Source organism: Kitasatospora sp. NPDC032121 (genome assembly GCF_055580145.1).
In genome coordinates this window covers 122,134-147,304 of the sequence record NZ_JBVILX010000010.1, presented here as the reverse complement: position 1 = coordinate 147,304, position 25,171 = coordinate 122,134, and the positions used below count along the sequence as shown (strand labels likewise).

Here is a 25,171-nt window from a genome sequence, read left to right as displayed (position 1 = left end):
GGGGCCGGTGGGGAGAGCATCGTGCGGAGTGGGGGGAGGGGACGGGAGTGGTGAGCCGTCTGCGGCGACGGCTGTCGGCGCGCCGGTCCGACCGGGGCGCGGTGGCCCTCTTCGTGGCGATCTGCGCGGCGTACGTCGTGCTCGTCATCGCCCTGGTGATCGACGCCGGCGGCCGGCTGCGGGTCGCCGAGCGGACCGACGCCTACGCCCTGGAGGCCGCGCGGGTCGGCGGCCAGCAGCTCGACCGGGCGGCCGTCCTGCAGGGCAAGGGCTTCAAGGTCCAGGAGAAGTACGTCCGGGACGCCGCCGATGCCTACCTCGCCCTGTACGGCCTGCGGGCGGGCGAGGTCGAGTTCTCCGGCGACGGCAAGGTCGTCACCGTCACCGTGCGGGCCGACTACCGCCCCGTCCTGCTGGGCGCCCTCGGGGAACGGAAGGTAACGGGCAAGGGCAGTGCGACCCTCGTCCACGGAGTCGAGAAAGCGGAGACCGACTGATGGCCGCGCCACGTGCCAAGGACCAGGCCCGTACCGCCCAGGCCCGTACCGGCCGGGCCGGGACGTCCCATCGCGCCGGCGGCGCCCGAGGGCCCGCCGCCCCCGCCGCCCCGGTGCCCCGACCATCCCGCGGGCGCGGCCGTGCCGTGATCACCGCGCTCGGCGCGCTGGTCACCCTGCTCGCCCTGCTGTTCGGCGTCCCCGCGCTGCTGCTGTACGGCACGGAGGCGGTCGCCGGGATGGGCGAGGTCGCCTCGGGCGGGGTGGGCGAGGCGCTCACCAGTCCGGACGACGGAAGCCTGTTCCTGTGGGCGCTGGTGGTCGTCGGCTGGATCGCCTGGGCCTGCTTCGCGCTCTCCGTCCTGCTGGAGATCCCCGCCCAGCTGCGCGGCCGGATCGCCCACCGCATCCCCGCCTTCGGCTGGAGCCAGCGGCTCGCGGCCGGGCTGGTCGGCTCGGTGCTCGCGCTGGTGCCGGTGGCCGGTTCGGCCTTCGCGGCCGTTCCCGAGCCGGCCCACGGGTCCGTCGCCCAGGCCCAGTTGGCGCCGGGCGGCGCGCAGCGTGCCGCACTGCCCGCCGCGCAGGCCGCGCCGGCCCTGACGCCGGCCGCCGAGCAGCAGGCCACCTACACGGTGCGGGACGCCCGCCCGGCCGACAGTCTCTGGTCCATCGCCGAGCGCCAACTGGGCTCGGGGGAACGGTGGGTGGAGATCGCCAAGCTCAACGACGGCCGGGTGATGGGCGATTCGGGCATCCGCTTCGACGCCGAGCGGCCGATCCAGCCCGGCTGGGAGCTGCTGATGCCGGCGGACGCCAAGCCTGACGAGGCGAGGACACCGGCGCCGGCTCCCGCCCCGGCTCCCTCGGGGGACGCCGCGCAGGGCACGCCGCAGAGCGCGCCGCAGGGGGCCCCGCAGGCCGGGACGGAGGCGGGGACGGAGGCCGGCGGCCCCGGTGGTGCGGGCGGTTCCGGTGGGCAGCACACCATCACCGTCCAGGTCGGGGAGAGCCTGTCGACCATCGCCCAGCGGGAGCTGGGGGACGGGGAGCAGTGGCCGAAGCTGTTCGAGGCGAACAAGGGGGCGCAGGCCCCGGACGGCGAGCAGCTGACGGATCCGGACGTGGTGGTGCCGGGGATGGTGCTCACGGTGCCGGGGGCGGGGGCCGCCACTCCGGCGCCTGCTCCCGCTCCCGCTCCCGTGGACCAGGCGCCCGCTCCCGCTCCCGCTCCGGCGCCCGCTCCGGCTGCCGGGGACCAGGCCGCGGCGCAGACCCCGGCGCCGGGCGCTCCCGCGCAGGGCGCGCCGCAGTCGGCCCCGGTGCCCGCGCCCACGCACACGCCGGCGCACGCGCCCGCCGCGCACGCCGACCCGGCCGCCGACGACGACTACGGCGTCGCCCTCTCGGCCTCCACCGTCGGCGTCCTGCTCGCCGCCATCATGGTCGGCACCGTCGCCCACAAGCGCGGCACCCAGCAGCGCGCCCGCCGCCCCCGGCACCGCATCGCGATGCCCGAGGCCGAGGCCGCCGCCTTCGAGAACGAACTGATGGCCCGCCAGGACCAGGCCGGACTGGAACTGCTGGACCGCGCCCTGCGCACCCTGGCCCGCAACACCGTGCGCGGCGGCAAGCGGCTGCCCGCCATCGTCGCCGCCCGGATCACCCAGGGCCAGACCGTCGAACTGCACCTGTCCGGCCCGGCCACCCCGATCGCGCCGTTCCGCGCCGCCCACGCCGCCAACGTGTGGTGGTGCAGCGCCGACTCGGGCGACCTGCTCAGCCCCGGCCAGGCCCGGAAGACCCCCGCGCCGTACCCCGCGCTCGTCACCCTCGGCACCTCGCCGGACGGCTCGGTCGTCCTCGCCGACCTGGAGGCCGTCCGGCTGCTCCACCTGTCCGGCCACCCGGACGACGCCCGGGACGTGCTGCGCACCCTCGCCATCGAACTGGCCCACAGCCCGCTCGCCGACCGGCTCCACCTGCACCTGGTGGACCTCGCCGAGGAGGTGCCGATCAGCGGCCCGGCCGCCGAACGCGTGCACCGCCACCCCACCCTGGAGGCCGCGCTCGCCGCCCTCGGCCCGCGCACCGCCAAGGCCCGCGCCACCCTGGTCGCCGCCGAGGCCACCAGCCCGCGCGAGGCCCGCAGCCGCGGCCAGGCCGACGAGTCCTGGACGCCCGAGATCGTGCTCTGCGCCCACCAGCCCGGCGGGGACGTCCCCGCCGAGCTCGGGCGCCTGCTCGACGCCCGCCCGCGCACCTGCGTCGCCGTCATCACCCGCGCCCCCGAGCGCGGCACCGGCCCGGTCGCCCGCTGGACCCTGCCGACCTCCGGCCAGGCCGCGATCCCCGGCCTGCACCTCACGGTCGAGCTGCAGCGTCTCGACGTACGGCAGTACGACCAGGTCGCCGAGCTGCTCCGGGTCGCCGACGACACCACCCAGCACCCGGCCCCGGCCTGGACCCTGGACGGACCGGAGGACGACACCGACACCACCGAACTGCCCGCCGCCGTACCGGTGCTGGCCGCCGTCGGGGCCTCGGTCGCCTCGGCGGTCTCGGCGGTCGGTGGGGCGTCGGCTGGTGGCGGCCCGGGCGGAGGTGCTTCGGGCGGGGGCGCCCCGGGCGGAGGTGCCGCTCGTGGCGGGGCCGTGGCGGGCGGGACGGACGAGGGCGCGGACGCGGCTGCCGGTCCCCGGCTGCTCGCCCGGGTCATCGGCACCGGGGCCAGCCCGTTCGCGGGCACCGATCCGGTGGCGCCGGCTCCGGCGACTGCCGCCCTGCCGCCCGCGGCTCCGGCCGCGACTCCGGCTCCGGTTCCCGGGCCGGCTCCGGTGCCGGCCGGCCCGGCGCGCTTCGTCGTCAACGGGCAGGGACGGCAGGCGGCCACCGACGAGACCACCCGCGACCTGCGGCGGCCTGACCCGACGGAGGGCGACGGGGCGGACGAGCCGGGGGACTCCGCTTCGGAGTCCACGGCGACGGTCGTGCTCGCCGTCCAGCCCGTCGTGCCGCAGCCGGTCGCGCCGCGGCCGGTGGCGGGGGATCCGGTGGCGGCGGAGCCGACCGGCTCGACGACCGTCGAGGAGTCGGCGCCGCGGGCCGACCACGCTCCGGAGTCCACTTCGGAGGCGGCTTCGGAGGCGACTGAGGAGTCCGCCGCCGAGTCCGCCGCCGGGACCGGGCCCGCCGGGTTCGCGGATGCCGTCGAAACCGCGGACACGGTCGGTACGGAGGAACCGGCGCCCGCCGTCGAGCCCGGCCCCGCCGCCGTCGCCCAGGTCGCCCGGACGACGCCCGGTCGCAGCGACAGCGACGACCTGCTCGCCATCCTCCGCTCCCCGGAGGCGCACGCCCCGCGCAACGCCCCCCGGATCCGGTTGCTCGGCCCGGTGGACGTCGCGGGAGCCCTCGGCGCCGCCGCACCCGGCGCGCTGCCCCGGCTCACCGAGCTCGCCGTCTACCTGGCGCTGCGGCCGGGTTCCGAACTCCACGTACTCGACCACGACCTGCACCCCGGGGCGGCGCACCTCGACCCGCACCCCACCGCGGGCGACGCCAGGAGCCCGCTGCCGGCCAAACTCTCCGACCTGGCCGACTGGTTCGGCACCTCGCCGGAGGGCCGCGCCTTCCTGCCCACCGAGGGCACCGAGGGCTACGCCTTCGCCCCGGCGGTCACCTGCGACTGGGACGAGTTCCGCGGCCTCTACCGGCGCGGCATGCGCAGCACCAGTGCCACCGCCGACGCGGCCCTCGCCCACGCCCTGGCCCTGGTCCGCGGCGCACCGTTCGCCGAGGCCCCGCCGGCCTCGTACGGCTGGGCGGAGGCCGAGCGGCAGGACATGATCGCGGCGATCGTCGACACGGCCCACGAACTGGCCGCCCGCCGCCTGCAGTACGGCGACCACCGCAGCGCCGAGGCCGCCGTCTTCCGCGGCCTCGCCGTCGCCCCGGACGTCGAACTGCTGCACCGGGACCTCTTCTACGCCTACGCCTCGGCCGGCGCCCGGGACCAACTCCTGCGCGCCGTCAACCGGTTGGACGCGCTCAGTCGCCGCACTGGCCGGGACCTGGACGCCGACACCGTCGCCCTGCTGCGGGACCTGCTCGCGGGGTCCTGAAGCGGACCGCCGACTGCCCGGTCACTCCCCACGGGGGTGGCCGGGCAGTCGAGTTGACGGGCCGGTGGCCGATGTGGCGGCCCTGTGGACGTCTCGCACGGATGTGGCCGGCGGATCGGGCGGCCGACTGCCCGGCGGCCGGCGGCCCGTGGGCTGGGAGGGTGCGCCGGCGGCCCGTGGGCGGGGAGGCTGCGCCGGCCGGTCAGACCGTCCGCAGCCAGGTATCCAGGGCCGTGAAGTCCGCTTCGGTGAGCCCTCGTCGGGGGTCCACCCGGTGCAGCATGGCGCGGGCGGGGGAGTGCGCGGCGACCCAGCGGCCGTCGGCCTCGGTGATCTCGTCGTCCACCCAGGCGAACGGCCGTCCGCCCGCCCATTCGACCAGCGCACGGGTCTTCCAGTGCAGGCCGTCCGGTCCGTCGGGCCAGTCCGGGGTGTCCGTGTCGTCCACCGGCCAGTCCACGACGGGCAGTCGGGGCAGACCGAGCCAGGGCGCGAGGCACTCGTTGGCGTCCTCCAGCCAGGTCGTGGCCCAGACCGGCTCGGCCGGCAGGCGCAGCAGCCGCGGCCCCAACTCCGGGTCCACGCGGGCGATCAGCAGGTTCCCGGCCGGGGCCGTGCCGGACGGGACGTACGGGCTGCGGTAGGTGGGGTAGCCGCCCGGGGGCGGGTCACCGAAGGGGATCAGCGGGCCGTCCACGTCGAGGAACAGCAGGGGGCGATCGGGATCGATCATGACGGCACCATAGCGGGACGGGGCGGGGGGTGGGCGCGCCGATCGGCCACCCGGCCTGGAACGGGTGAGCCGGGATCTCGTAGGGTGGCGCGCACGGAGTGTGGTGGCAGGCACCACGCAGGCGAGGGCATCAGACGCCGCGGGAGCGGCGGGGCGGGGCGGTGACCAGGAGATGGCGGAGACGACAGCGGTTTCCGGAGGTCCCGACCCTGCACCGGAATCGGGTCCCTGGGACGCCGTACCGCCGCCCCCGCGCCTCCCGGCCGAGGACCACCCGCCCGGTCCCGCCGCGCTGTACGAGCCGCCGCCGGCGCCTCCGGCCGCCCCCGCTCCCGTCCCGGCGCCCGCTCCGGTCACCGCCTCCGCGCCGGGTGCCGCGCAACCGGTCGGGCAGGCGCCCGCGCCGCCGCCCGCGCCCCCGACGGCACCGCCCGTTCCGCCCACCGGATGGACCCTCACCGGGCTGCCCGCCGCCGGGGCCCTGTCCTCGGCGACCCCGCCGCCGTTCCCGGTCCAGAGCGCGGCGCCGGTCGCCGCCGTCGGTACGGGTGGTGCCGGCAGCGCCGGTGCTACCGGCGGGCTCGGTGCCGCGCCGCGCGGGCGGATCCTGGTGATCGAGGGCGGGTACGGCACCTCCGGCCGCCGCACCTGGGGCCGTGGCGGGCCGACCCAGGCGCCGGTGCTCTCGGCGATGCTCGCCGCCGTCTCGCCGCAGGTGCTCCTCGCAGCGGACGCGGTGGACGCCGTCCACCTCCCCGGTGCCGGCGACCCGCACACCGTCCTCGCCCACCTGCGCGCCGCCTCCCGCCACCCCGGACCGCTGCTGATCCACCTGGGCGGCCACGTCGTCGCCGACAAGCGCGGCGGACAGCTCCAACTGACCCTGCGCGACGCCAAGCAGGACGGCCTCCCCTGGCCAGCCATCGCCGCCGAGCTGAGCCACCGTCCGGCCGAGTGGCAGACCCTCGTCATCGCCGATCTGAGCGCCGACCAGAACGCCTGGCCGTACCTCCAGGGCACCGTCTCGCCGCTCAGCGAGGGCATCCCGCTGTGGGCGGTGGTCAGTCCGGACCCGGAGCAGATCGGCACCTTCACCCGCGCACTGATCGAGGCGCTGCACGGCGGTCGGCCGGGTGCGGGCGAGGTGCTCGCGCCGGAGCAGCTGCGGCAGCAGGTGTACTCGGTGCTGCGTCCGGACGTGGTCATCCTGGCCACGCACGCCCCGGACCGGCCGTTCTTCCGCAATACGGCTCGTCGCGGCGAGGGCCTGCCGGCCGAGGTTCCGCCGATGCCGGCGGCGTCGGCGGTGTCGATGTCGGCGGTGTCGGCGGTTCAGGCGGCCGGTGTGGTGCCCTCCGACATGTCGTCGCCCCCGGCGCCGCCGCTACCGCGTCCGGGGGAGCCGCGGGACGCGGTCCCCGAGTGGCCGGTGCCGGCTCCGGCCGCGGTGCCCGCGCCGCCGACCGGGGCCCCGGCGGCCGCGGGCGGTCCGGTCAGCCTGGTCAAGCCGGGTGTTCCGCCCACTGCGCCGCGACCGGCCCGTCCGGTCAGCCTGCTGAAGGCGGGCGAGACAGCGGCGGCCCCGGGCGTGAGCCTGCTCAAGCCCGCCCCGGCCGACGCCGTGCCCGAGGACAGCACGCCTCCGGCGGGTGTCACGCTCCTCAAGTCCCGGCCGGAACCGACGGGCGAGGCCGTCGCCGAGCCCGAACTCCCGCAGGAGGAGGCCGTGGCGGCCTCCGAGATCGCGGTCGGGGAGGCCGTCGCGGAGGCCGTCGCGGAGGCGCGCGAGGCTGTCGAGGAGCCCGAGGTCGAGGTCGAGGCGGCGTCTGAGGTCGACGTCGAGGTCGAGGCGGCGTCCGAGTCTGAGGCCGTCCCGGTGGAGCCCGCGCCGACGGACGAGGTGCCCGTCGAGGGGGAGCCCGTCGACGTCGTTCCGGCCGAGGACGCGACTGCTGACGAGCTGTCGGCCGACGCCGCGCCGCAGGACGAGGTGCCGCAGGACGAGGTGCCGGTCGACGAGGTGCCGCGGGACGAGGTGCCGGTCGGCGAGGCCACCGCCGACGCGCCGTCGGCCGACGAGGCTCCGGCTCCTGCTCCGGCTCCGGGCGACGCCACTGCCGAAGCCCCGGCCGACGAGGACGGCGCGGCCGGTCCGCCCCGCGCGGACTACCGCGAGGTGATCGGACGGATCGTCCGGAGCGCCGACGCCGGGGACCACGCCGCCGCCACCGATCTGGCCTTCGCCCTCGAACTGGAGGCGATCGCCGAGCACGGCGCCGTCTCCGAGCCGGTGCTGCAGGTCCGGCAGGTCCGGGCGCACGTCTGCCGGCTCGCGGGCCGGACGGCCGAGGCCGCGGACATCTACCGCGAGGTGGCCCTGACGCTGCTCCGCTCGCAGGGCCCGGACCACCCGGAGACCCAGCGGGCGGCCACCAACGCCGAGGCCTGCTGGCGGGCCATCACCGACCGTGCGGAGGCCATCCGGATCGCCCCGGAGATCATCGAACTGCGCGCCTACCTCCCGGGTGCCGACGGTCGCAAGCTCCGCGCCGCCGAGCGCTACCTCGCCCAGCTCGCCGCCACCGGCTGACCGACCGCCGACGGGTAACAGCGGACGGACAACAGCGGACGGAAAACAGCGAACAGCTGACAGATTTCAAAATCTGTCAGCTGTTCGCTGTCGTCTGTTATCTGTTACCTGTCACCCATCGCCCGCGTCACCTGCCACGGGCGACCCGCCCGCTCACCGACCGGCGATCGCGTGCACGAACTGCGTTCCGTCGATGGTGCCCAGGCCGCTGGCGAGGTCGTAGCCCTCGGTGGCGTTGTAGCCGGTGACGCCGTCCCAGCCGTTGTCGCCCTGCTTCACGTCCACGATGCCGCTCCACTTGCTCGGCAGCAGGTTCATGCCGTACAGGCGCCAGTTGAGCTGCCCGAGGCGGTGCCCGGCGAGCTGGTCGGCGAGTGCGACGACGCCCGAGAACAGCGGGGTGGCCTCGCTGGTGCCGCCGGTGAGGTGCCAGCCGACGGAGGTCGGGTCGTAGGACTCGTAGGTCCAGGCGGCGCCGTCCACGGCCGCGCTCATGCTGATGTCCGGGGTGCCGCGGTGGTTGCCGGTGACGCCGGCGACACCCGCCTGGTACCACGGGCGCTCGAAGATGCCCGAGACGCCACCGCCACCGGCGCCGGACTTGTCGTGCCACACCTTGTCGGGCGCGGTGCGGTTGCCGGAGTCGTCCAGGGTGAGCTGGGTGCCGCCGATGGAGGTGACCAGCGGGTCCGAGGACGGCCAGGAGTTGACCTTGTACGGGTACAGGTCGGTGCCGTTCTCCTTGGCGTCGGTGGCACCGTTGTCGCCGGAGGCGGCCAGCACGGTCACGTTGTGGTCGGCGGCGGCCTGGAAGGCGTAGCGCAGGTCGGTGAGCGACTTGAAGTCGCCCTTGTCGTACCCCGGGAAGGTGTTCTCGGTGGCGCCGAAGCTCTGCGAGATGACGTCGGCGCGGCCGGCCTTGATGAGGGCCTTCTCGGCGTCCATCATCTCGGGCAGGCCGGTGGTGCCCTCGGTCTCGGCGACGCCGGTCTCGACCAGGATGATGTGCGCGTCGGGGGCGATCGCGTGGGCGTACTCGACGTCCAGGGTGGTCTCGCCCGCCCAGCCGGTGTGGTCGGGGTTCTTCGGGTCCCAGGTGGGGACGTTGCCCCACTTGACCACCTCGACGTTGGTGTCCGGGATGCCCCACTGCTTGTCGAAGACCTCCAGGTCGTGCTGGATGGTCGGCGAGCCGAAGGAGTCGACGATGACGATCGTGCGGCCCTTGCCGGTGATGCCCTCCTGGTACAGCGGGTTCAGGTTGTAGGCGGCCCGGTACTGCAGCGGCGAGTAGCAGTGGATGCCGACCTGGCTGACGCACTGGGTGGTGCTCAGCGGGGCGGGGCGGCCCTGGGCGCTGTGCTGCCCGAAGGAGGCGGGGCGCACGTGGACGCCCGTGAGGTCGTGGGCGGGGGCGGCGATCGCGGTGCCGGCGGCCGGAACGGCGACGGTGCCGGCCGTGAGGGCGGTGGCCCCCACGGCGAGCAGGGCCAGGGCGCGGCGGAGGGTGGCGGGGCTGCCCATGGGGCTCCTTGGGGCGCAGGGCCCGACCTGGTTCGGTCGGGTCGGTCCGGCCATCCCATCGAGAGCTGCATGATCATGCCATAGTCATTTGGTGGGGTCGCACGATCGAGGCCATGGTCACGCTCGGCCACGCGAAAAGGTAAAGGTCATCCCAGGGGAAAGTAACCTCCCACCTGGGGCCGTCAGGTGATGACGCGTCAGAAATCCGCCCGACCGTGCCGTCTTCTGGCATCGGTGCCTCGCCGTCAGACTTGGCGGGCGCAGGACGTGAGGCGATCGGCGAGCGCGATGACGAGGTCGCGCAGCGCGTCGGGGCGCTCGATGACAAACGGCCGGTCGAGCGAGGCGAGGACCCGGGGCAGCCAGTCGAGCTCCTGCGCCCGCAGCTCGACGCGCAGCCAGTGCCCGGCCGCCGGGTCCTGGCCGGCCGCGGGCTCGTGCTCCTCCAGAATCGCGACGCTCGCGGGCAGGTGCGCGCGGATCTGCTCGACCGTCCCGTGGATCCGCAAGGTCACCTCGTGCCGGTACTCGGCCGTGGCGAACCCCGACAACACGCGCTCGGCCGGAGCGGGACCCGCGGGCGCTTCGAACGAGCCGGGCAGGGCCCTCGCGGCCGCGATGCGATCGAGCCGGAAGGTCCGGTCCTCGCCGACCCGGGCGTCCTCGCCCGTCACGTACCACCGGCCCGCATGGGCGACGATCCCGTACGCGTGCAGTGTGCGTTCGCTGCGCCGTCCGTCGCGGTCGGTGTAGCGGATCGAGACCGGCCGGCGGTGGCGCACCGCATCGGCGATGGTGAGCAGGAGCCCGGCGTCCGGCTGGTCCAACTCGCCGGGCTGATCCGTGAAGGCGAGGGCTTCCAGGAGGGCGTCGAGCCGGTGGGCGATGTGCTTGGGCAGCACCCGCCGGATCTTCGCCGAGGCCGTCTCGTTCGCCGTGCGCTCCGCCGTCGTCAGCCCTGCCCGGCGGCCGGCGACCAGGCCGAGCAGCACGGCCAGCGCCTCGTCGTCGCTGAGCATGAGCGGAGGCAGGCGGTACCCGGGGGACAGCCGGTACCCGCCGTAGCGGCCGCGCACCGACTCCACGGGCACGTCCAGGTCGATCAGCTGGTCCACGTACCGCCGCACGGTGCGCCCTTCGACGCCGAGACGGTCGGCGAGTTCGGCCACGGTCCGGGTGCCGCCCGACTGCAGCAGCTCCAGGAGCGTCAGCACGCGGCCGGTGGGTCGGGACATGTCCGCAGCCTAATGCGAATAGAGGACCGATTCTGTCCACTAATCCTCCTAGCCTGCGACGTGCACGCCTCGTGCACGCCTCCAGCACGGCCAAGGAGATTCCCATGGACTTCGTCTCGATCCGCATCATCACCGGCGACGTCGCACGCCTCGTCGAGTTCTACGAGCGGGCGACGGGGATCCGGGCGGTACGGGTCACCGAGGACTTCGCCGAACTCAGGACCGCGGGCGCGACCCTCGCGATCGCCAGTACCCGCACCGTCCCGCTGTTCGCCCCGGGTTCCGCCCGCCCGGCGGACAACCACAGCGTGATCACCGAGTTCCTCGTCGACGACGTGGACCGCGTTCACCGGAACCTGACCGGCTTCGTCGCCGACTTCGTCAACGAACCCACCACGATGCCCTGGGGCAACCGGTCGCTGTTGTTCCGCGACCCCGACGGCAACCTCGTCAACTTCTTCACCCCCGTCACCCCGGAGGCCATCGAGAAGTTCGCACGCTGACGCCACGCACGGCCGCTCACCGGGAGCCCCGAGATCCTGGGGCCCCGGTGAGCGGCCGCCGAGTCCAGGAGCCGCCACCGGCGGGGGCGGCGGACCGCGCCGCCGGCCCCCGGAAGACGTCCGCGCTCCCGCGGCGGCTCGCCGTCGAGGGCGCCACGGAACCGGCGTCCCGAGACAACACGCCTAGCGCGCACCGCCGTTGACGTACAGCGTCTGTCCGCTGACGTAGGAGGCCTCCTCGCTGGCCAGGAAGGCGACGACCGAGGCGATCTCCTCCGGCTGCCCGACCCGGCGCAGCGGCGTCCGGGCGGCGACCTCGGCCTGGTGGTCCTCGGCGCTGCTGCCGACCCGCTCGGCGGTGGCGGCGGTCATCGCGGTGGCGATGTACCCGGGCGCGACGGCGTTGACGTTGACGTTGAACGGCCCGAGCTCGATCGCCAGGGTCGCGGTGAGGCCCTGGATGCCGGCCTTGGCGGCCGCGTAGTTGGCCTGGCCCCGGTTGCCGAGGGCGGAGCGCGAACTGAGCGAGACGATCTTCCCGTACTTCTGCGCCACCATGTACTTCTGCGCGACGTGGCTGCAGTTGTACGCGCTGGTCAGGTTGACCGTCAGCACCGCGTCCCAGTCGGACTTCGGCATCTTGAAGAACAGGTTGTCCCGGGTGATCCCGGCGTTGTTGACGAGGATGTGCACCCCGCCGAGGTCCGCCGCGACCTGGGCGAACACCGCCTCCACGGCGTCGTAGTCGGCCACGTCGCAGCCGTACGCCCGGGCGGTGCCGCCCTTGGCGGTGATCTCGGCGACCGTCCCGGCCGCCCGCTCGGCGGTGAGGTCGACGACGGCGACCGCCGCGCCCTCCTCCGCCAGCCGGCGGGCGGTGGCCGCCCCGATGCCCTGCGCCGCTCCGGTCACCACGGCGACCTTCCCCGCGAACCGCGTCATGTGAACTCCTTGGAAGTTGGATCAACAGGCGACGAGCGACGAGTGGCAGGTGACGGCTGACATCGGACGGCGAACAGATGACAGATGACAGATGACAGATGACAGAAAACAGATTTCGTCATCTGTCACCCGCCACCCGTCATCTGTTCGCCGCCACCCGTCAGCCGCCTCCCCGCCGCCGCCGGTCGTCAGACGTTCTCGACCAGCACGGCCGTACCCTGCCCGACACCCACGCACATGGTGGCCAGGCCGCGCCTGGCGCCGGTGCGGCGCATCCGGTGCAGCAGGGTGGTGAGGATGCGGGCGCCGGAGCCGCCCAGGGGGTGGCCGAGCGCGATCGCGCCGCCGCTGGGGTTGACCACCTCCTCGGCCCGCTCCGGGCTGAACCCGATGCCGTCGGCCGAGGCGAGCGCCTGGGCGGCGAAGGCCTCGTTCAGTTCGGCGGTGTCCAGGTCGGCGAGCGACCAGCCGGCCCGCGCGAGCACCTTCGCCGTGGCCGGCACCGGCCCGATGCCCATGACGTCCGGCTGCACCCCGGCCGAGGCCCCGGCCACGTACCGGCCGAGCGGCTGGAGCCCGAGGTCGCGCAGCGCCTCCTCACCGACCAGGAGCAGCCCGGCCGCCCCGTCGTTCATCGGCGAGGCGTTCCCGGCGGTGACGGTGCCCCCCGGCCGGAACACCGGCTTGAGCCCGGAGAGCTTCGCCAGGCTGGTGTCCTCGCGGATGCTCTCGTCCCGGCTCACCGTCACCCCGTCCGGCCGCTCGACCGGGACGAGTTCGGCGTCGAAGTGCCCGTCCTTGCGAGCGGCTCCGGCCCGCTGGTGGCTGCGCAGCGCGAAGGCGTCCTGGCGTTCCCGGCCGATGCCGTACCGGGTGGCCACCTCCTCGGCGGTCTCGCCCATGCTGAGCACGCCGTGCAGTTCGGCCATCCGTGGGTTGGTGAGCCGCCAGCCGAGCCGGGTGTCGAAGGTCTCCATCCGGTGCGGCAGCGCCTCGTCCGGGCGGGGGAGGACGAAGGGGGCGCGGGTCATCGACTCGCAGCCGCCGGCCAGCACCACGTCCGCCTCGCCGGAGCCGATGGCCCGGGCGGCGAGGGTGACGGCCTCCAGCCCGGAGGCGCAGAGCCGGTTGACGGTGGCACCGGGGACGGTCTCCGGCAGGCCGGCCAGCAGGACGGCCATCCGGGCGGCGTTGCGGTTGTCCTCGCCGGCCTGGTTGGCGGCGCCCCAGTAGACGTCGTCGATCCGGGCCGGGTCGAGCGCGGGCGCGTCGGCGAGCAGGGCGCGCAGCACGGTGGCCGAGAGGTCGTCCGGGCGGACCGTGGCGAGCGCACCGCGCAGCCGGCCGATGGGTGTGCGGCGGGCGGCGGCGAAGTAGACGGGACGCACGTCGTCGGGCTCCTTGTCGGGTGGCGGGGGCGGGTGGCGGGGCGGAACGGGTCAGAAGGCGTTGACGCCGGTGAGGGCGCGTCCGATGAGCAGCTGGTGGATCTGGCTGGTGCCCTCGTAGAGGGTCATCACCCGCGCGTCGCGCAGGTACTTGCCGACCGGGTACTCGTCGATGAACCCGTACCCGCCGAAGACCTGGAGCGCGTTGTTGGCGGCCCGGACGGCGGCCTCGCTGGCGTACAGCTTGGCGACGGAGGACTCGGTGGCGAACGGCAGGCCGCGCTCGATGTGGTCGGCGACCTTCCAGGTGAGCAGCCGGGCGGCCTCGACGTCCACGGCGATGCCGGCCAGCAGCTCCTGGACGAGCTGGTGGGAGGCGATCGGCCTGCCGAACTGCTCGCGCTCGCCCGCGTAGCGGACGGCGGCCTCCAGGCAGGCCCGGGCGATGCCGACGCAGCCGGCCGCCACCGACATCCGGCCCTTGGCCAGTGCCGCCATGGCCACCGAGAACCCCTTGGCGACCTCGCCGAGCCGGGCGCTGTCCGGCACCCGGACGTCCTCGAAGGTGAGCCCGGCGGTGGCCTGGCCGCGCAGGCCGAGCTTGCCGTGGATCTCGGTGCGGGTGAAGCCGGGCAGGTCGGTGGGGACCAGGAAGGCCGTGATGCCCCGGTGGCCCCGCTGTTCGGGCGCGTCGCCGCCGGTGCGGGCGAAGACCAGGGCGACGTCGGCCCAGGTGCCGTTGGTGATGAACGTCTTGGCGCCGCTGATCAGCCAGTCCTCGCCGTCCCGGACGGCCCGGGTGGTGAGGTTGGCGGCGTCCGACCCGGTGCCCGGCTCGGTGAGCGCGAAGCAGGCGAGCGCCTCGCCCGAGGTGAGCCGGGGCAGCCAGTGCCGCTTCTGCTCCTCGGTTCCGAAGGCGTTGACGGACTTGCCGACGAGGCCGAGCGAGACCGAGACGATCCCGCGCACGGCGGAGTCGCCGCGCCCGAGCTCCTCCAGCACGAGGCAGTACGCGAGGTGGTCGCCGCCGCTGCCGCCGTACTCCTCCGGGATGGTCAGCCCCAGGAAGCCCACCTTCGCCAGCTTGCCGACGATCGCGCGGTCGACGGACTCGGCGCGGTCCCACTCGGCGGCGTACGGCACGATCTCGCGGTCGGTGAAGGAGGCGGCGAGGTCCCGGACGGCGGCCTGCTCCTCGGACAACTCCAGGTTCACGGAGGCTCCCGAATGCGGTGTCCAGGGCCCGGCGCGGGGCCCTGGCCCATTAAACTAGCGCTGCAAGTTTTATGGGGGCGACTGTAGCCCCGCCCGGCCCGCGCTGGGAAGAGGCACCTGCCAGAATCGGTCCCCACGCACCCGACCGGACGAACCGGAGGAACCCGTCGCGATGGCCCGTCCACGCACCCCGCTGCTCAGCCGAGAGCGCATCGTCGCCGCCGCGCTGCGGCTGATCGACGACGAGGGGCTGGACGCCCTCTCCACCCGCCGACTCGCCACCGAGCTGTCGGTCAGCGGGCCGTCGCTCTACAACCACTTCGCCACCAAGGACGACCTGCTGGACGCGGTGGTGGACAGCGTCATCGGCGAGGTCGACCTGTCGATGTTCGGGACCGCGGAAACCACCGGGACCGCCGCAGCCGACGAAGCCGCAGGGGCGGCCGGAGCCGACGGAACCGCAGGGACGGCCGGAACCGCCGGCGCCCCCGCCACTGCCGGTGCCCCCGCCACCCCCGCCACCCCCTGGGCCGAGGCGCTGCGCGACTGGGCCCGCTCCTACCGCGCCGCGCTGGCCGCCCACCCCAACATCGTCCCGGTGCTCGCCCAGGGCCCCCGGCGGCGGCCGAACGCGCTGCGGCTGGCCGACGCGGTCTTCGGCCACCTGGTCGAGTCCGGATGGCCGCGCGGCCAGGCCACCAGGATCGGCGCGCTGATGCGCTACTTCGTCACCGGCTCGGCCCTCGCCTCCTTCGCGGCCGGCTTCCCGGCGGACGCCGACGTCTACGACGCGGCCGACTACCCGCACCTCGGCGAGGCGCACCGGCTGGCCGGGCACCGCGGGACGGTGGACGAGGGCGCCTTCGAGACCGGGCTGGAGGCGCTGCTCGACGGCCTCACCCTGCGCTACGCCCGGCTCGCCGAGCGGACCTGAGCCGTCGGACCCCCGCCTCGCCCGAGCCTCGCGCCCGCGCCCCGCCGCCTCCGCCCGCACCCCCGCCTCGCGCCCCGGGGTCCCCGTCCCGCGCCCCGCGACCCTCCGCAGGGCGATCCCGGCCCCGCGGAAACGATTCGGCCCCCGCACCCCCGCGCTGATCGCGCCGGGGTGCGGGGGCCGAGAGTCCGACGGGCGGATCAGCCCATGTCCTCCAGTCGGACGCCCTTGGTCTCCTTCATGAACTTCGCCACGAAGAGGATGGACAGCGCCGCGAAGGCGGCGTAGATCAGGTAGGTCGACGACAGGTTCCAGCGCGACATGGACGGGAACGAGAGGGTGATCGCCCAGTTCGCGATCCACTGCGCGGAGGCGGCGACGGAGAGCGCGGCGGCGCGGATCCGGTTCGGGAACATCTCGCCGAGCATCACCCAGACGACCACGCCCCAGGACATCGCGAAGAACAGCACGAAGGCGTTGGCGGCGACCAGCGCCACGGTGCCCTGGAGGTCCGGCAGGGTGAGGTTGTCCCCGCTGCCGGTGGCCGAGGAGAAGGCCCAGCCGGCCGTGCCGAGCGCGACCGCCATGCCGGCCGAGCCGATCAGGGCGAGCGGCTTGCGGCCGATCCGGTCGACCAGCACGATCGCGATCACGGTGCCGAGGATGTTGATCACCGAGCCGACGAAGCTGATCAGCAGCGAGTTGCTCTGGTCGATGCCGACCGACTGCCACAGGATCGACGAGTAGTAGAAGATCACGTTGATGCCGACCAGCTGCTGGAAGACCGACAGGCCGATGCCGACCCAGACGATCGGGAGCAGGCCGAACCGGCCGCCGAGCAGGTCGCGGAAGCGCGGGCGGTGGTCGGAGGCGATCAGCGTCCGGATCTCGGTGATCCGGGCGTCGGGGTCGACGCCCTCGCCCTCGACGTCGGCGAGCACCTTGCGGGCCTCGTCCAGACGCTCGGCCTGGATCAGGTAGCGCGGGGACTCGGGGATGACCGAGGCGAGCACGAAGTAGACCGCGGCCGGGACGACGCAGATGCCGAGCATCCACTGCCAGGCCTCCAGGCCGAGCAGGTGGCCGCGGGTGTCGCCGCCGGCGGCCTGCGCGAGCACCCAGTTGACCAGCTGGGATATCGCGATGCCGAGCACGATCGCGGCCTGCTGGAAGGAGGCCAGCCGGCCGCGGTACCTGGTCGGAGCGACCTCGGCGATGTACGTCGGGGCGATCACCGAGGCGATGCCGATGGCCGCGCCGCCGAGGACGCGCCACAGGGCGAGGTCCCACGCGGAGAACGGCAGCATCGAACCGACCGCGCTGACCGCGAACAGCAGCGCGCCCGCCTTCATGACCTTGATGCGGCCGTACCGGTCGGCGAACCGTCCGGCGAGCGCCGCGCCGATCGCCGAGCCCAGCAGCGCCGAGGAGACGATCAGTCCGGTCACGCCGCTGCCGACGCCGAACTTCTCCTGGATGCCGGAGACGGCGCCGTTGATCACGGAGCTGTCGTAGCCGAACAGGAAGCCGCCGAGGGCCGCTGCCGCGGTGATGAAGACGACGAAGCCGAGGCGGCCGGGCACGGGGGCCTCGACCGCCCCGGAGGGCTTCTGGGTGACGCTCACGATCTGACTCCTGGTACTCAACGCTGAGCTCGGTAGCCGAGATCGTAACCCCTATTCGTTTAAGTCTTGTACACCAGGACCCTCAAGTTTTGCTCTGAGAATTCGTAAGGTGAACAAGCAAATTGGCCGCCACGGGAGCCCGGGCCGCGCCGGTCAGACCGGCGAGGAGAGCGAGAGCCCGAACCGGCCCTGCGGGTCGGTCCACCAGTGGGTCAGCCGCAGCCCCGCCGCCGCCAGCTCCCCGGCCACCCGCTCCCGGCGGAACTTGGCCGACACCTCCGTGCGCAGCTCCTCGCCCCGGGCGAAGTGCACCGGCAGGTCCAGGGTCGGGATCTTCACGGTCTGCGCGCGCAGCGAGCGCAGCCGCATCTCGATCCACTCCTGCTCCGCGTCCCAGAGCGCGACGTGCTCGAAGGCGTCCGGGTCGAAGTCGGCGCCCAGCTCGCGGTTGAGCACGTTGAGCACGTTCCGGTTGAACTCGGCCGTCACCCCGGCGGAGTCGTCGTAGGCGGCGACCAGCACCGCCGGGTCCTTGACCAGGTCGGTGCCGAGCAGCAGGAAGTCGCCCGGCTCCAGGGCTGCGCGCAGGCGGTGCAGGAAGGCCGCGCGCTCCAGGGGCAGCAGGTTGCCGAGGGTGCCGCCGAGGAAGGCGACCAGGCGCGGGCCGCCCTCCGGGGGCAGGCCGAGCCGGGCGGTGAAGTCGGCGAGCACGCCGTGCACCGCGAGCCCGGGGTACTCGGCGGCGAGCGCGGCGCCGGCCGCGGTCAGCGCGCTCTCGCTGACGTCCACCGGGACGTACGTCTCCAGGGTGTCGAGCGCGCGCAGGGCGTCCAGCAGCAGCCGGGTCTTCTCGGAGGAGCCGGAGCCCAGTTCGACCAGGGTGCGGGCCCCGGTGGCGGCGGCGATCTCGCCGGCCCGGGCGGCCAGGATGGCCCGCTCCGCGCGGGTCGGGTAGTACTCGGGCAGTCGGGTGATCTCCTCGAACAGCTCGCTGCCCCGGGCGTCGTAGAACCACTTCGGCGGCAGCCACTTGGGCTGGGAGGTCAGCCCGTGCTGCACGTCGTGGCGCAGCGCGGTGCTGAAGTGGTCGGCGGGCAGCAGTCGGGTGAGATCGAAGGTGTCCATGACAGGGTGGTTCCTCTGTTCAGAAAGTGAAGGGAGAGTGTGGAGTGGGGGTCAGTTGCGGCCGGGGAGGCGGCTCACGGTGACGTCGCGCGGGTCGGCCAGCAGCAGCGAGCCGTCCGGGACGGGCGTCCAGCCCGGCGCGTCGTCGTACGGTTCGGAGGCCACCACCGTGCCGAGGCCCGGCAGCGCGCGGTGGTACAGGGAGTCGCCCCAGGTGGTCGCGGCGATCACGGTGCCGTCGGTGAGCAGCAGGTTGAGTCGCCCGGTGGTGTGCGCGGCGACGTCGGCGACGGTGCCCGCCAGCGCCTCGCCAGGCCCGGCGCCGGCCCGCAGCCGGTGCAAGGTCAGTGCCCACAGCAGCGCCGAGTCGGTGCGCGCCTCGAGGTCCAGCAGCTCGGCCGGGGGCAGCAGGGCGGCCAGCGCGTCCAGCTTGCCCGGCCAGCCGGCCACCGCGCCGTTGTGGCTGAACAGCCAGCGCTCGGCGGCGAACGGCGCGGCCGCGCCCTCGCCCGGCGCGCAGCCCTCGGTGGCGGAGCGGACGGCGGCCAGCAGTGCCCGGGTGCGGACCACCCGGGCGAGGTCGGCGAAGGTCTCGTCCGCCCAGATCGGCCCGGTCCGGCGGTAGCGCGCGGGCACCTCGTCCCCGTCCGCGTACCAGCCGAGGCCGAAGCCGTCCGCGTTGACCGTGCCGTACTGCTGGACCCGGGGTGCCCAGGACTGGCGGTACAGCCCGAACGGCGGGTGCACCAACAGCTCCCGGGGCGCCACCGGCTCGCCCACATAGGCGATGTGACGACACATCAGGCCGCCTCCAGGTCGCGCGCGGTGCGGAACCCGGCGAAGATCTGCCGACGGATCGGGTAGTCCCAGTTGCGGAACGTGCCCCGGCAGGCGACCGGCGCCACCGCGAAGCAGCCGCCGCGCAGCACCTTGTACTCGGGGCCGAAGAAGACCTCCGAGTACTCCCTGTACGGCCAGGCCCGGAAGCCGGGGTAGGGGCGGAAGTCGCTGGCCGTCCACTCCCACACGTCACCGATCAACTGCCGGACGCCGTACGGGGACTGGCCCTGCGGGTAGCTGCCCGCCGCGGCCGGGCGCAGGTGGCGCTGGCCGAGGTTGGCGTGCTCGGGGCCGGGCGGGCCGTCGCCCCAGGGGTAGCGGCGGGAGCGGCCGGTGGCCGGGTCGTGGCGGGCCGCCTTCTCCCACTCCGCCTCGGTCGGCAGCCGCCGTCCTGCCCACCGGGCGTACGCATCCGCCTCGTACCAACTGACGTGCAGCACCGGCTCGTTCGGTTCGACCGGCGCCACCGTGCCGAAGCGCCGGCGGAGCCACTGGCCGTCCTGGTGGCGCCAGAAGAGCGGGGCGGTCAGGTCGGCGTGCCGACGGTGCTCCCAGCCCTCCGGCGTCCACCAGCGCGGGTCGTCGTAGCCGCCGTCCGCGATGAAGCGCTGGTAGGCGGCGTTGGTGACCGGGGTGGTGTCCAGCAGGAAGGCCGGCAGGTCGACGGTGTGCGCCGGGCGCTCGTTGTCCAGGGCCCACGGTTCGGTGTCCGTGCCCATGGTGAACGGGCCCGCGGGGATGAGGACTTCGGCGGGCAGGGTGGCCGCGTCGGCGGGTGCGGGCGGCGGCGGGGGAGCGGCCAGGGCCGGCTCGCCCCGGCGGAGCTGGTGGGTGATCAGCATCGTCTCGTCGTGCTGCTGCTCGTGCTGGGCGATCATCCCGAACGCGAACCCGGCCTCCAGCAGCGGCGCGCCCTCCAGCGGGCTGGCGGCCAGCAGGTCCAGCACCCGGCCGCGTACGTCGTGGGCGTAGGCGCGGGCCTCGGCGGGCGGCAGCAGCGGCAGGCCGGGGCGCTCGGCGCGGGGGTGCTGGAAGGCGTCGTACAGCGGATCGATCTCGGGGTGCATCGGGTCGCGGCCGCCGACGTTGCGCAGCAGCCAGAGCTCCTCCTGGTTGCCGATGTGCGCGAGGTCCCAGACCAGCGGCGACATCAGCGGGGAGTGCTGGGCGGTGAGATCGCCGTCCTCGACGCAGTCGGTCAGCGCGGCGGTGCGGGCGCGGGCGGCCAGCAGCTCGGTGGCGATGCTCTCGCGCAGCGCCTCGGTGCCGATGGTGCCGATGCTGCCGGTGGTGTCGATACCACCGGTGGCGCCGGTGGTGGTGGCATCGGTGGCGGGGGCATCGGTGGCGGGGGCGCCGGCAGGGGTGGTGGCGTCGGTGCGGTCCGTGCGGCCTGCCCCGGTGCCCCCGTGGGGTCGGACGTCGGTCATGGTGCGGCCTCCTCCGGGGGAGTGCGTAGGGCGCCGGAGCGCAGGGCGTCCAGCTGGTCGTCGGCCGGGCAGCGGCCGCGCGCGGGGTAGCGCTCGGCGAACTCGGCGACGGTGGCGCGCAGCCGTCCGGCACCGGGCAGGCGGCCCAGCGCGGCGTCGGCGGCGGCGAAGCAGGCGAGGGCGGCCCGGCGGAGTTCGGGGTCGGCCATGGCCAGGGTGGCGGCGCGGCGCCAGACCTCGTTGCGCGGCGCGCGCGGACCGTCCGCCCCCGTCGGCGGCTCCAGCGGCTCCAGCGGCTCCACCGCGGCCAGCGCGGCGTCGGCGGCCACCGGGTCGTCCAGCAGCGCGGTGACCAGTGCGGTGACCACCACCCAGCCGTCCCCGGGCTGGGCGTCTACCATCCGCAGCTCGAGGTGGCCGCGCGGGCGTACCGGCGGGAAGAGGGTGGTGCGGTGGTATTCCAAGTCGTCGAGCGTGGGCGGGCGTTCGCCCGCACCGCGGATCCAGTCGCGGAAGGTCAGTCCGGCCGGGGCCGTCCACGGCAGACCCTCGGGCCTTCGCACGCACAGCACCCGGGCATCCAGCACGTACTGCGCCCAGGCCTCGCGAGGGTCCCCGTGGTCCGGCTCAGGGGCGAGCGTGCGGGTCGGGTCCATCCGCGACCAGACGATCTGTCGGGTGGACCGGTGGCCCGTCGGACTGCCGTCCAGGACAGGGGAGTTGGCGAAGGCGGCGACCAGTACCGGGCCCAGCCGGTGGGCCAGGCTCCAGCGGCGCTCGACCGCGTGCGGGCCGTCCGCCTCGCCGGCGTCCAGGCACACCTGCACCGACGCGGTACCCGTCATCATGATCCGGCCCCAGGGCCCGGCGGAGTTGAAGAAACGCTCCATCGCGAGGTAGCGGGGGTGGTCCAGCACCATCCGTCGGGGGCGGGCCAGGGAGTCCGTCCCGGTGCCGGTGAGTCGCAGGCCCTGCGTCGCGAAGGCGGCCCGCAGGGCGGTCAGATCGCGTCGGGTGTCCTCGACGCAGGCCAGGAGGCCGGTGGCGGGCGGGGAGCTGAGCTCGACCTGTCCGCCGGGTTCGAGCGTGACGCGCGAACCGGAGGGGAGCGAGGTGCCGTCCGAGCCGCCGAGGGGCAGCGACTCCAGTGCGGCGTGGAGCAGTTCGGGCCGTACGGGCCGGGAGGGACATCGTTCGTCATGGACGAACCACTCGACCTCCACCCCCACCAGCCGGGGCGGTCCGATCTTGAAGCAGACGCCCGACACGTGGCTGCGCGCCCCCGATTCGGTCAACGGGGTCACCCCGGGCGGGGGCGGTGGCGTGCTCTGCCGGTCGGGCGGAGTGGTGCGGGATACCGGTATCACCGGACTCACCATCCTCGGGATCACGATTGCGGCCCGGTCTACCCTGCCCAGTCTGCTACGGAGCATGCGGGGGCGCCCTGCAAAATTCGCATGAACATACGTTTCCGCAGGTCAGAATTGTGGCAAACGGGTGATGCCGGGGCTTTTCCGGCGGGTCGGCGGGCCGCGTTCCGAAGGCGGGCGAGCGAGGCATGTGCCGGGGTCACAGGCGCTCCAACCGCTCCAGGACGGTCGCCAGCACCGGGCCTGGCAGGGCGTAGTTCAGACGCAGCGAACCCCGGCCGCCGGGGCCGAACTCGGCGCCGTCGGAGGCCTCCAGGCCGCAGCGCTCCAACAGTGCCCGGCGGGCGCTCGCGGGCGGCAGACCGAGTGCGGCCGCGTCCAGCCAGAGCAGGTAGGAGGCCCGCGGGGTGGAGCGGACGGCGGGCCCGAGGCGGTCGGTCAGCAGGGTGCGGGCGGCGGCCAGGTGGGCGAGCAGCGCGTCCAGCCAAGGGCCGCCCTCGCGCAGTGCCGCCTGCTGCACCGTCTGCTCCAGCAGGCCGCCCTCCCAGAGGCCGTAGCCGGCCAGCGCCTCGGCGAACCGGGTGCGCAGGGCGGAGTCGGGAACGAGGGCGAAACTGCTGGGGATCCCGGAGCAGTTGAAGGTCTTGCCCACGGAGTTGAGGGTGACGACGAGGTGCCGGTGCGCCGGGTCGGCGACGGTGACGGCGACGGGGTGGGCGGGGCCGGTACGGGTGGCGTCGGGGCGGGTTGCGCCGGGCTGGGCGGCGTCGGGGTGGGTGGCGTCCGGCGGGGCGGCGTCGGGGTGGGTGAGGTCGCCGTGCACCTCGTCCGAGACCAGCAGCGCGCCGCCTTCGGCCGCCGAGGCGGCGAGACCGCGAACCGCCTCGGCCGGCCAGACCGTGCCGGAGGGGTTGTGCGGGTTGCTCAGCAGCACCGCTGCGGCGGGGCGGGGGAGTGGGCCGGGAGGCAGCCGGTAGCCGCCCGGGCCCCGGAGGAGCGGCAACTCGCGGTACGGGAGGCCGGCGGCGCGGCAGAGCTGGGCGAAGCCGCCCCACTCGGGGGTGGGGAAGAGCACCGGGGCCTGCGGCCGTACGGTCTCCAGCAGGACACGCAGGGCGGTGCGCGGGCCGCAGGGCAGCAGCAGCACCCAGTCCGGGTCGACCTCGGCGCCGTGCCGGGCGCGGTACCAGTCGGCCACCAGCGTGCGGCCGGCCGGGTCGCACACCGTGTAGCCGTACGCGCGGTGGCGGGCGCGCCGCTCCAGCGCCGCGGCGACGGCGGGCGGGCCGGGCAGGTCCATGTCCGCGAGGCCCATCGGGATCACCCCGGGGGCGTCGGCGCGGGCCCACTTGCTGCTGCCGGTCCCGGCGCGGTCGAAGGGGGTTTCGAATCCGAAGTCGGGGCCGGGGTCGGGGCCGAAGTCCGGGCCGGGGTCGGAGGTGCCGCGGACAGATGACAGATTTCGAAATCTGTCATCTGTCCGCTGAAATCCGTCGTCTGTCATCTGTTCGCCGTCACCCACCCTCCGTCACCGTCCTCCGGCACTCGCGTCCCGCCGCGACCGCCGTCCGACGCCCGTCATCGGCCACCCGCCCCGCCAGGTGCGCCGCCAGCCCGCGGCGCCCCCGGCGCATCATCACCGCATGGTTGGCCCGGAACAGCGGGTGCAGCGGCAGGGCGAGCCGTCGCAGCAGGGCCTTGCCGGGCCGGGCGTCCTCCTCGAACAGCACCCGGCTGCCCGAGCCGTCGGCCGTCACCGTGAACCGGGACCACCCGGTCAGGTCGCCGCTCATGGCCACCTCCAGCACGCCTGCGACCGGGTCGCGCCGGCTCGCCGCCAGGCCGATCACCAGCCGGTACGGCAGCAGCGCCCGCACCACCACGTCCCCGGAGTCCTCTCCGGTCGGCCGGACCTCGCGGATCTCCGGCCACCACAGCGGGTAGCCGCGCACGTCCTCCAGTGCCGCGTACACAAGGGGTGCCGGGGCCGCGAGCCGCCAGACGCCCCGGAATCGGTAGTGGTTGGGGTCCACGGCCCCACCCTAGATCCGGCCCGGCCGGCCCGGAGGGCGAATGCGGTCGGAGCGTTGCCGAGCCGGTCCGCGGTGGGTCGGACCGGAGGTGAACGCGCCACAAGCGCCCGCCCGTAGGGAAGGGTGCACTCCGCTTGCACCCGTTCGAGGTGCGGGGGAGGATCTTCCGTGCTTGTAGTCTCATCAGTCACGGCAGCATCCCCAGGGCGCTGCATCCCCAGAACCGGAGTGAAGGAGTCACAGGCATGCGGCGACCGAGCTGGGTCCCGGAGGGCACGGACCTGGACAAACCGAACGCCGCGCGGGTCTACGACTACTACCTGGGGGGCTCGCACAACTTCGAGGTCGACCGGGAGATGGCCCGCAAGGCGATCGCCCTGTGGCCGGAGCTGCCGCAGATCATGCGCTCCAACCGCGCCTTCCTGCGCCGCGCCGTGACCTTCCTCGCCGAGCAGGGCATCAGCCGCTTCCTGGACATCGGCTCCGGCATCCCGACCTTCGGCGCGGTGCACGACATCGCCCGGGCGGTCCGCCCCGAGGCCGAGGTCGTCTACGTCGACCGCGACCCGGTCGCCGTCGCACACAGCCGCCTGCTGCTCGAGGACGACCACGGCAGCGACGCCGTCCAGGCCGACCTGCGCGACGTCGCCGACCTGCTGGCCCGCCCCGAGGTCACCGGACTGCTCGCGGCCGGCGAGCCGGTGGCCGTGCTGCTGGTCGCCGTCGCCCACTTCGTCACCGACGAAGAGGACCCGTGGAAGCTGATCGGCGTGATCCGCGACGCCCTCCCGCCCGGCAGCGCGCTGGTGCTCTCGCACGCCTCCCTCGAAGGCCGCCCCGACCAGGCCGAGGACCACCAGAAGCTCTACCAGCGGACGCCGACCCCGCTGACCATGCGCACCCACGAGCAGATCACCGCGATGTTCTCCGGCTTCGAGCTGGTCGAGCCGGGCGTGGTCCACCTGCCGCTGTGGCGCCCGGACCAGCCCGGCACGGTCGGCGAGCACCCCGAGCGGATAGCCGGGGTGGCGGGCGTGGGATTCCGCCCTTGATCGGACGCGACGGA

19 protein-coding genes are annotated in these 25,171 nt (G+C 74.6%); 6 read left to right on the top strand and 13 right to left on the bottom strand.

Features of this window, described 5'->3' with window-relative positions:
- Positions 1-47 precede the first annotated feature (47 nt).
- Positions 48-497: a hypothetical protein gene (locus ACZ5OX_RS24320; protein WP_449788800.1), complete on the top strand. Its 450-nt coding sequence runs from the start codon at positions 48-50 to the stop codon at positions 495-497.
- Positions 497-4,618, top strand: a complete 4,122-nt coding sequence (locus ACZ5OX_RS24315) for a BTAD domain-containing putative transcriptional regulator (RefSeq protein WP_465632901.1) — start codon at positions 497-499, stop codon at positions 4,616-4,618. Before ACZ5OX_RS24320 ends, ACZ5OX_RS24315 begins: the two co-directional genes overlap by 1 nt.
- 202 nt (positions 4,619-4,820) lie before the next feature.
- On the opposite strand, the gene ACZ5OX_RS24310 is transcribed toward ACZ5OX_RS24315, so the two are convergent.
- Positions 4,821-5,351 (bottom strand): HAD domain-containing protein, encoded by a 531-nt coding sequence (locus ACZ5OX_RS24310; protein ID WP_465632899.1) that lies wholly within the window; start codon positions 5,349-5,351, stop codon positions 4,821-4,823.
- A 172-nt stretch (positions 5,352-5,523) separates the two neighbouring features.
- On the opposite strand from ACZ5OX_RS24310, the gene ACZ5OX_RS24305 reads away from it, so the two are divergent.
- The gene (locus tag ACZ5OX_RS24305) at positions 5,524-7,941 is read left to right on the top strand and encodes a hypothetical protein (RefSeq protein ID WP_465632897.1); all 2,418 of its coding nucleotides are present in this window, start codon (positions 5,524-5,526) and stop codon (positions 7,939-7,941) included.
- 153 nt (positions 7,942-8,094) lie between these two features.
- On the opposite strand, the gene ACZ5OX_RS24300 is transcribed toward ACZ5OX_RS24305, so the two are convergent.
- Together ACZ5OX_RS24300 and ACZ5OX_RS24295 are read right to left on the bottom strand one after the other, a co-directional pair.
- Positions 8,095-9,465, bottom strand: coding sequence for a S53 family peptidase (locus ACZ5OX_RS24300; RefSeq protein WP_392875451.1), 1,371 nt, complete (start codon positions 9,463-9,465; stop codon positions 8,095-8,097).
- A gap of 245 nt (positions 9,466-9,710) precedes the next feature.
- Positions 9,711-10,700, bottom strand: coding sequence for a helix-turn-helix transcriptional regulator (locus ACZ5OX_RS24295; protein WP_465632894.1), 990 nt, complete (start codon positions 10,698-10,700; stop codon positions 9,711-9,713).
- Positions 10,701-10,804: 104 nt separating this feature from the next.
- Here ACZ5OX_RS24295 and ACZ5OX_RS24290 point away from each other — a divergent pair, with 104 nt between their 5' ends.
- Entirely contained in the window at positions 10,805-11,203 is a 399-nt protein-coding gene (locus ACZ5OX_RS24290) for a VOC family protein (RefSeq protein WP_465632892.1), read from the top strand.
- A 183-nt stretch (positions 11,204-11,386) separates the two neighbouring features.
- Here the strand turns inward: ACZ5OX_RS24290 and fabG are convergent, their stop codons facing one another.
- The 3 genes from fabG to ACZ5OX_RS24275 form a co-directional block, all read right to left on the bottom strand.
- Positions 11,387-12,145, bottom strand: coding sequence for a 3-oxoacyl-ACP reductase FabG (gene fabG / locus ACZ5OX_RS24285; RefSeq protein ID WP_465632891.1), 759 nt, complete (start codon positions 12,143-12,145; stop codon positions 11,387-11,389).
- A gap of 188 nt (positions 12,146-12,333) precedes the next feature.
- Positions 12,334-13,533 carry a thiolase family protein gene (locus tag ACZ5OX_RS24280; protein WP_465632889.1) on the bottom strand — a complete coding sequence of 400 codons (1,200 nt, stop codon included), beginning with the start codon at positions 13,531-13,533 and terminating at the stop codon, positions 12,334-12,336.
- Positions 13,534-13,584: 51 nt separating this feature from the next.
- Positions 13,585-14,748 carry an acyl-CoA dehydrogenase family protein gene (locus tag ACZ5OX_RS24275; protein WP_465632887.1) on the bottom strand — a complete coding sequence of 388 codons (1,164 nt, stop codon included), beginning with the start codon at positions 14,746-14,748 and terminating at the stop codon, positions 13,585-13,587.
- A 172-nt stretch (positions 14,749-14,920) separates the two neighbouring features.
- Between ACZ5OX_RS24275 and ACZ5OX_RS24270 the strand changes: the two genes are divergently transcribed.
- The gene (locus ACZ5OX_RS24270) at positions 14,921-15,682 is read left to right on the top strand and encodes a TetR/AcrR family transcriptional regulator (RefSeq protein ID WP_465632886.1); all 762 of its coding nucleotides are present in this window, start codon (positions 14,921-14,923) and stop codon (positions 15,680-15,682) included.
- 200 nt (positions 15,683-15,882) lie between these two features.
- On the opposite strand, the gene ACZ5OX_RS24265 is transcribed toward ACZ5OX_RS24270, so the two are convergent.
- The 7 genes from ACZ5OX_RS24265 to ACZ5OX_RS24235 all read right to left on the bottom strand — a co-directional run bounded on the left by ACZ5OX_RS24265 (position 15,883) and on the right by ACZ5OX_RS24235 (position 24,105).
- Positions 15,883-17,310: a sugar porter family MFS transporter gene (locus ACZ5OX_RS24265; protein ID WP_465633123.1), complete on the bottom strand. Its 1,428-nt coding sequence runs from the start codon at positions 17,308-17,310 to the stop codon at positions 15,883-15,885.
- Positions 17,311-17,460: 150 nt separating this feature from the next.
- Positions 17,461-18,432, bottom strand: a complete 972-nt coding sequence (egtD, locus tag ACZ5OX_RS24260) for an L-histidine N(alpha)-methyltransferase (protein ID WP_465632885.1) — start codon at positions 18,430-18,432, stop codon at positions 17,461-17,463.
- A 51-nt stretch (positions 18,433-18,483) separates the two neighbouring features.
- Positions 18,484-19,233, bottom strand: a complete 750-nt coding sequence (egtC, locus tag ACZ5OX_RS24255) for an ergothioneine biosynthesis protein EgtC (protein ID WP_465632883.1) — start codon at positions 19,231-19,233, stop codon at positions 18,484-18,486.
- Positions 19,233-20,702, bottom strand: coding sequence for an ergothioneine biosynthesis protein EgtB (gene egtB, locus ACZ5OX_RS24250; protein WP_465632881.1), 1,470 nt, complete (start codon positions 20,700-20,702; stop codon positions 19,233-19,235). Before egtB ends, egtC begins: the two co-directional genes overlap by 1 nt.
- Positions 20,699-22,006, bottom strand: a complete 1,308-nt coding sequence (gene egtA / locus ACZ5OX_RS24245; RefSeq protein WP_465633122.1) for an ergothioneine biosynthesis glutamate--cysteine ligase EgtA — start codon at positions 22,004-22,006, stop codon at positions 20,699-20,701. The genes egtB and egtA overlap by 4 nt, the downstream gene beginning before the upstream one ends.
- Positions 22,007-22,271: 265 nt before the next feature.
- Complete coding sequence (locus ACZ5OX_RS24240) at positions 22,272-23,576, bottom strand: aminotransferase class I/II-fold pyridoxal phosphate-dependent enzyme (protein WP_465632879.1); 1,305 nt, start codon at positions 23,574-23,576, stop codon at positions 22,272-22,274.
- Positions 23,577-23,586: 10 nt separating this feature from the next.
- Positions 23,587-24,105: an SRPBCC family protein gene (locus ACZ5OX_RS24235; RefSeq protein ID WP_465632877.1), complete on the bottom strand. Its 519-nt coding sequence runs from the start codon at positions 24,103-24,105 to the stop codon at positions 23,587-23,589.
- A 245-nt stretch (positions 24,106-24,350) separates the two neighbouring features.
- Here ACZ5OX_RS24235 and ACZ5OX_RS24230 point away from each other — a divergent pair, with 245 nt between their 5' ends.
- Entirely contained in the window at positions 24,351-25,157 is an 807-nt protein-coding gene (locus tag ACZ5OX_RS24230) for an SAM-dependent methyltransferase (protein WP_465632875.1), read from the top strand.
- Positions 25,158-25,171 lie beyond the last annotated feature (14 nt).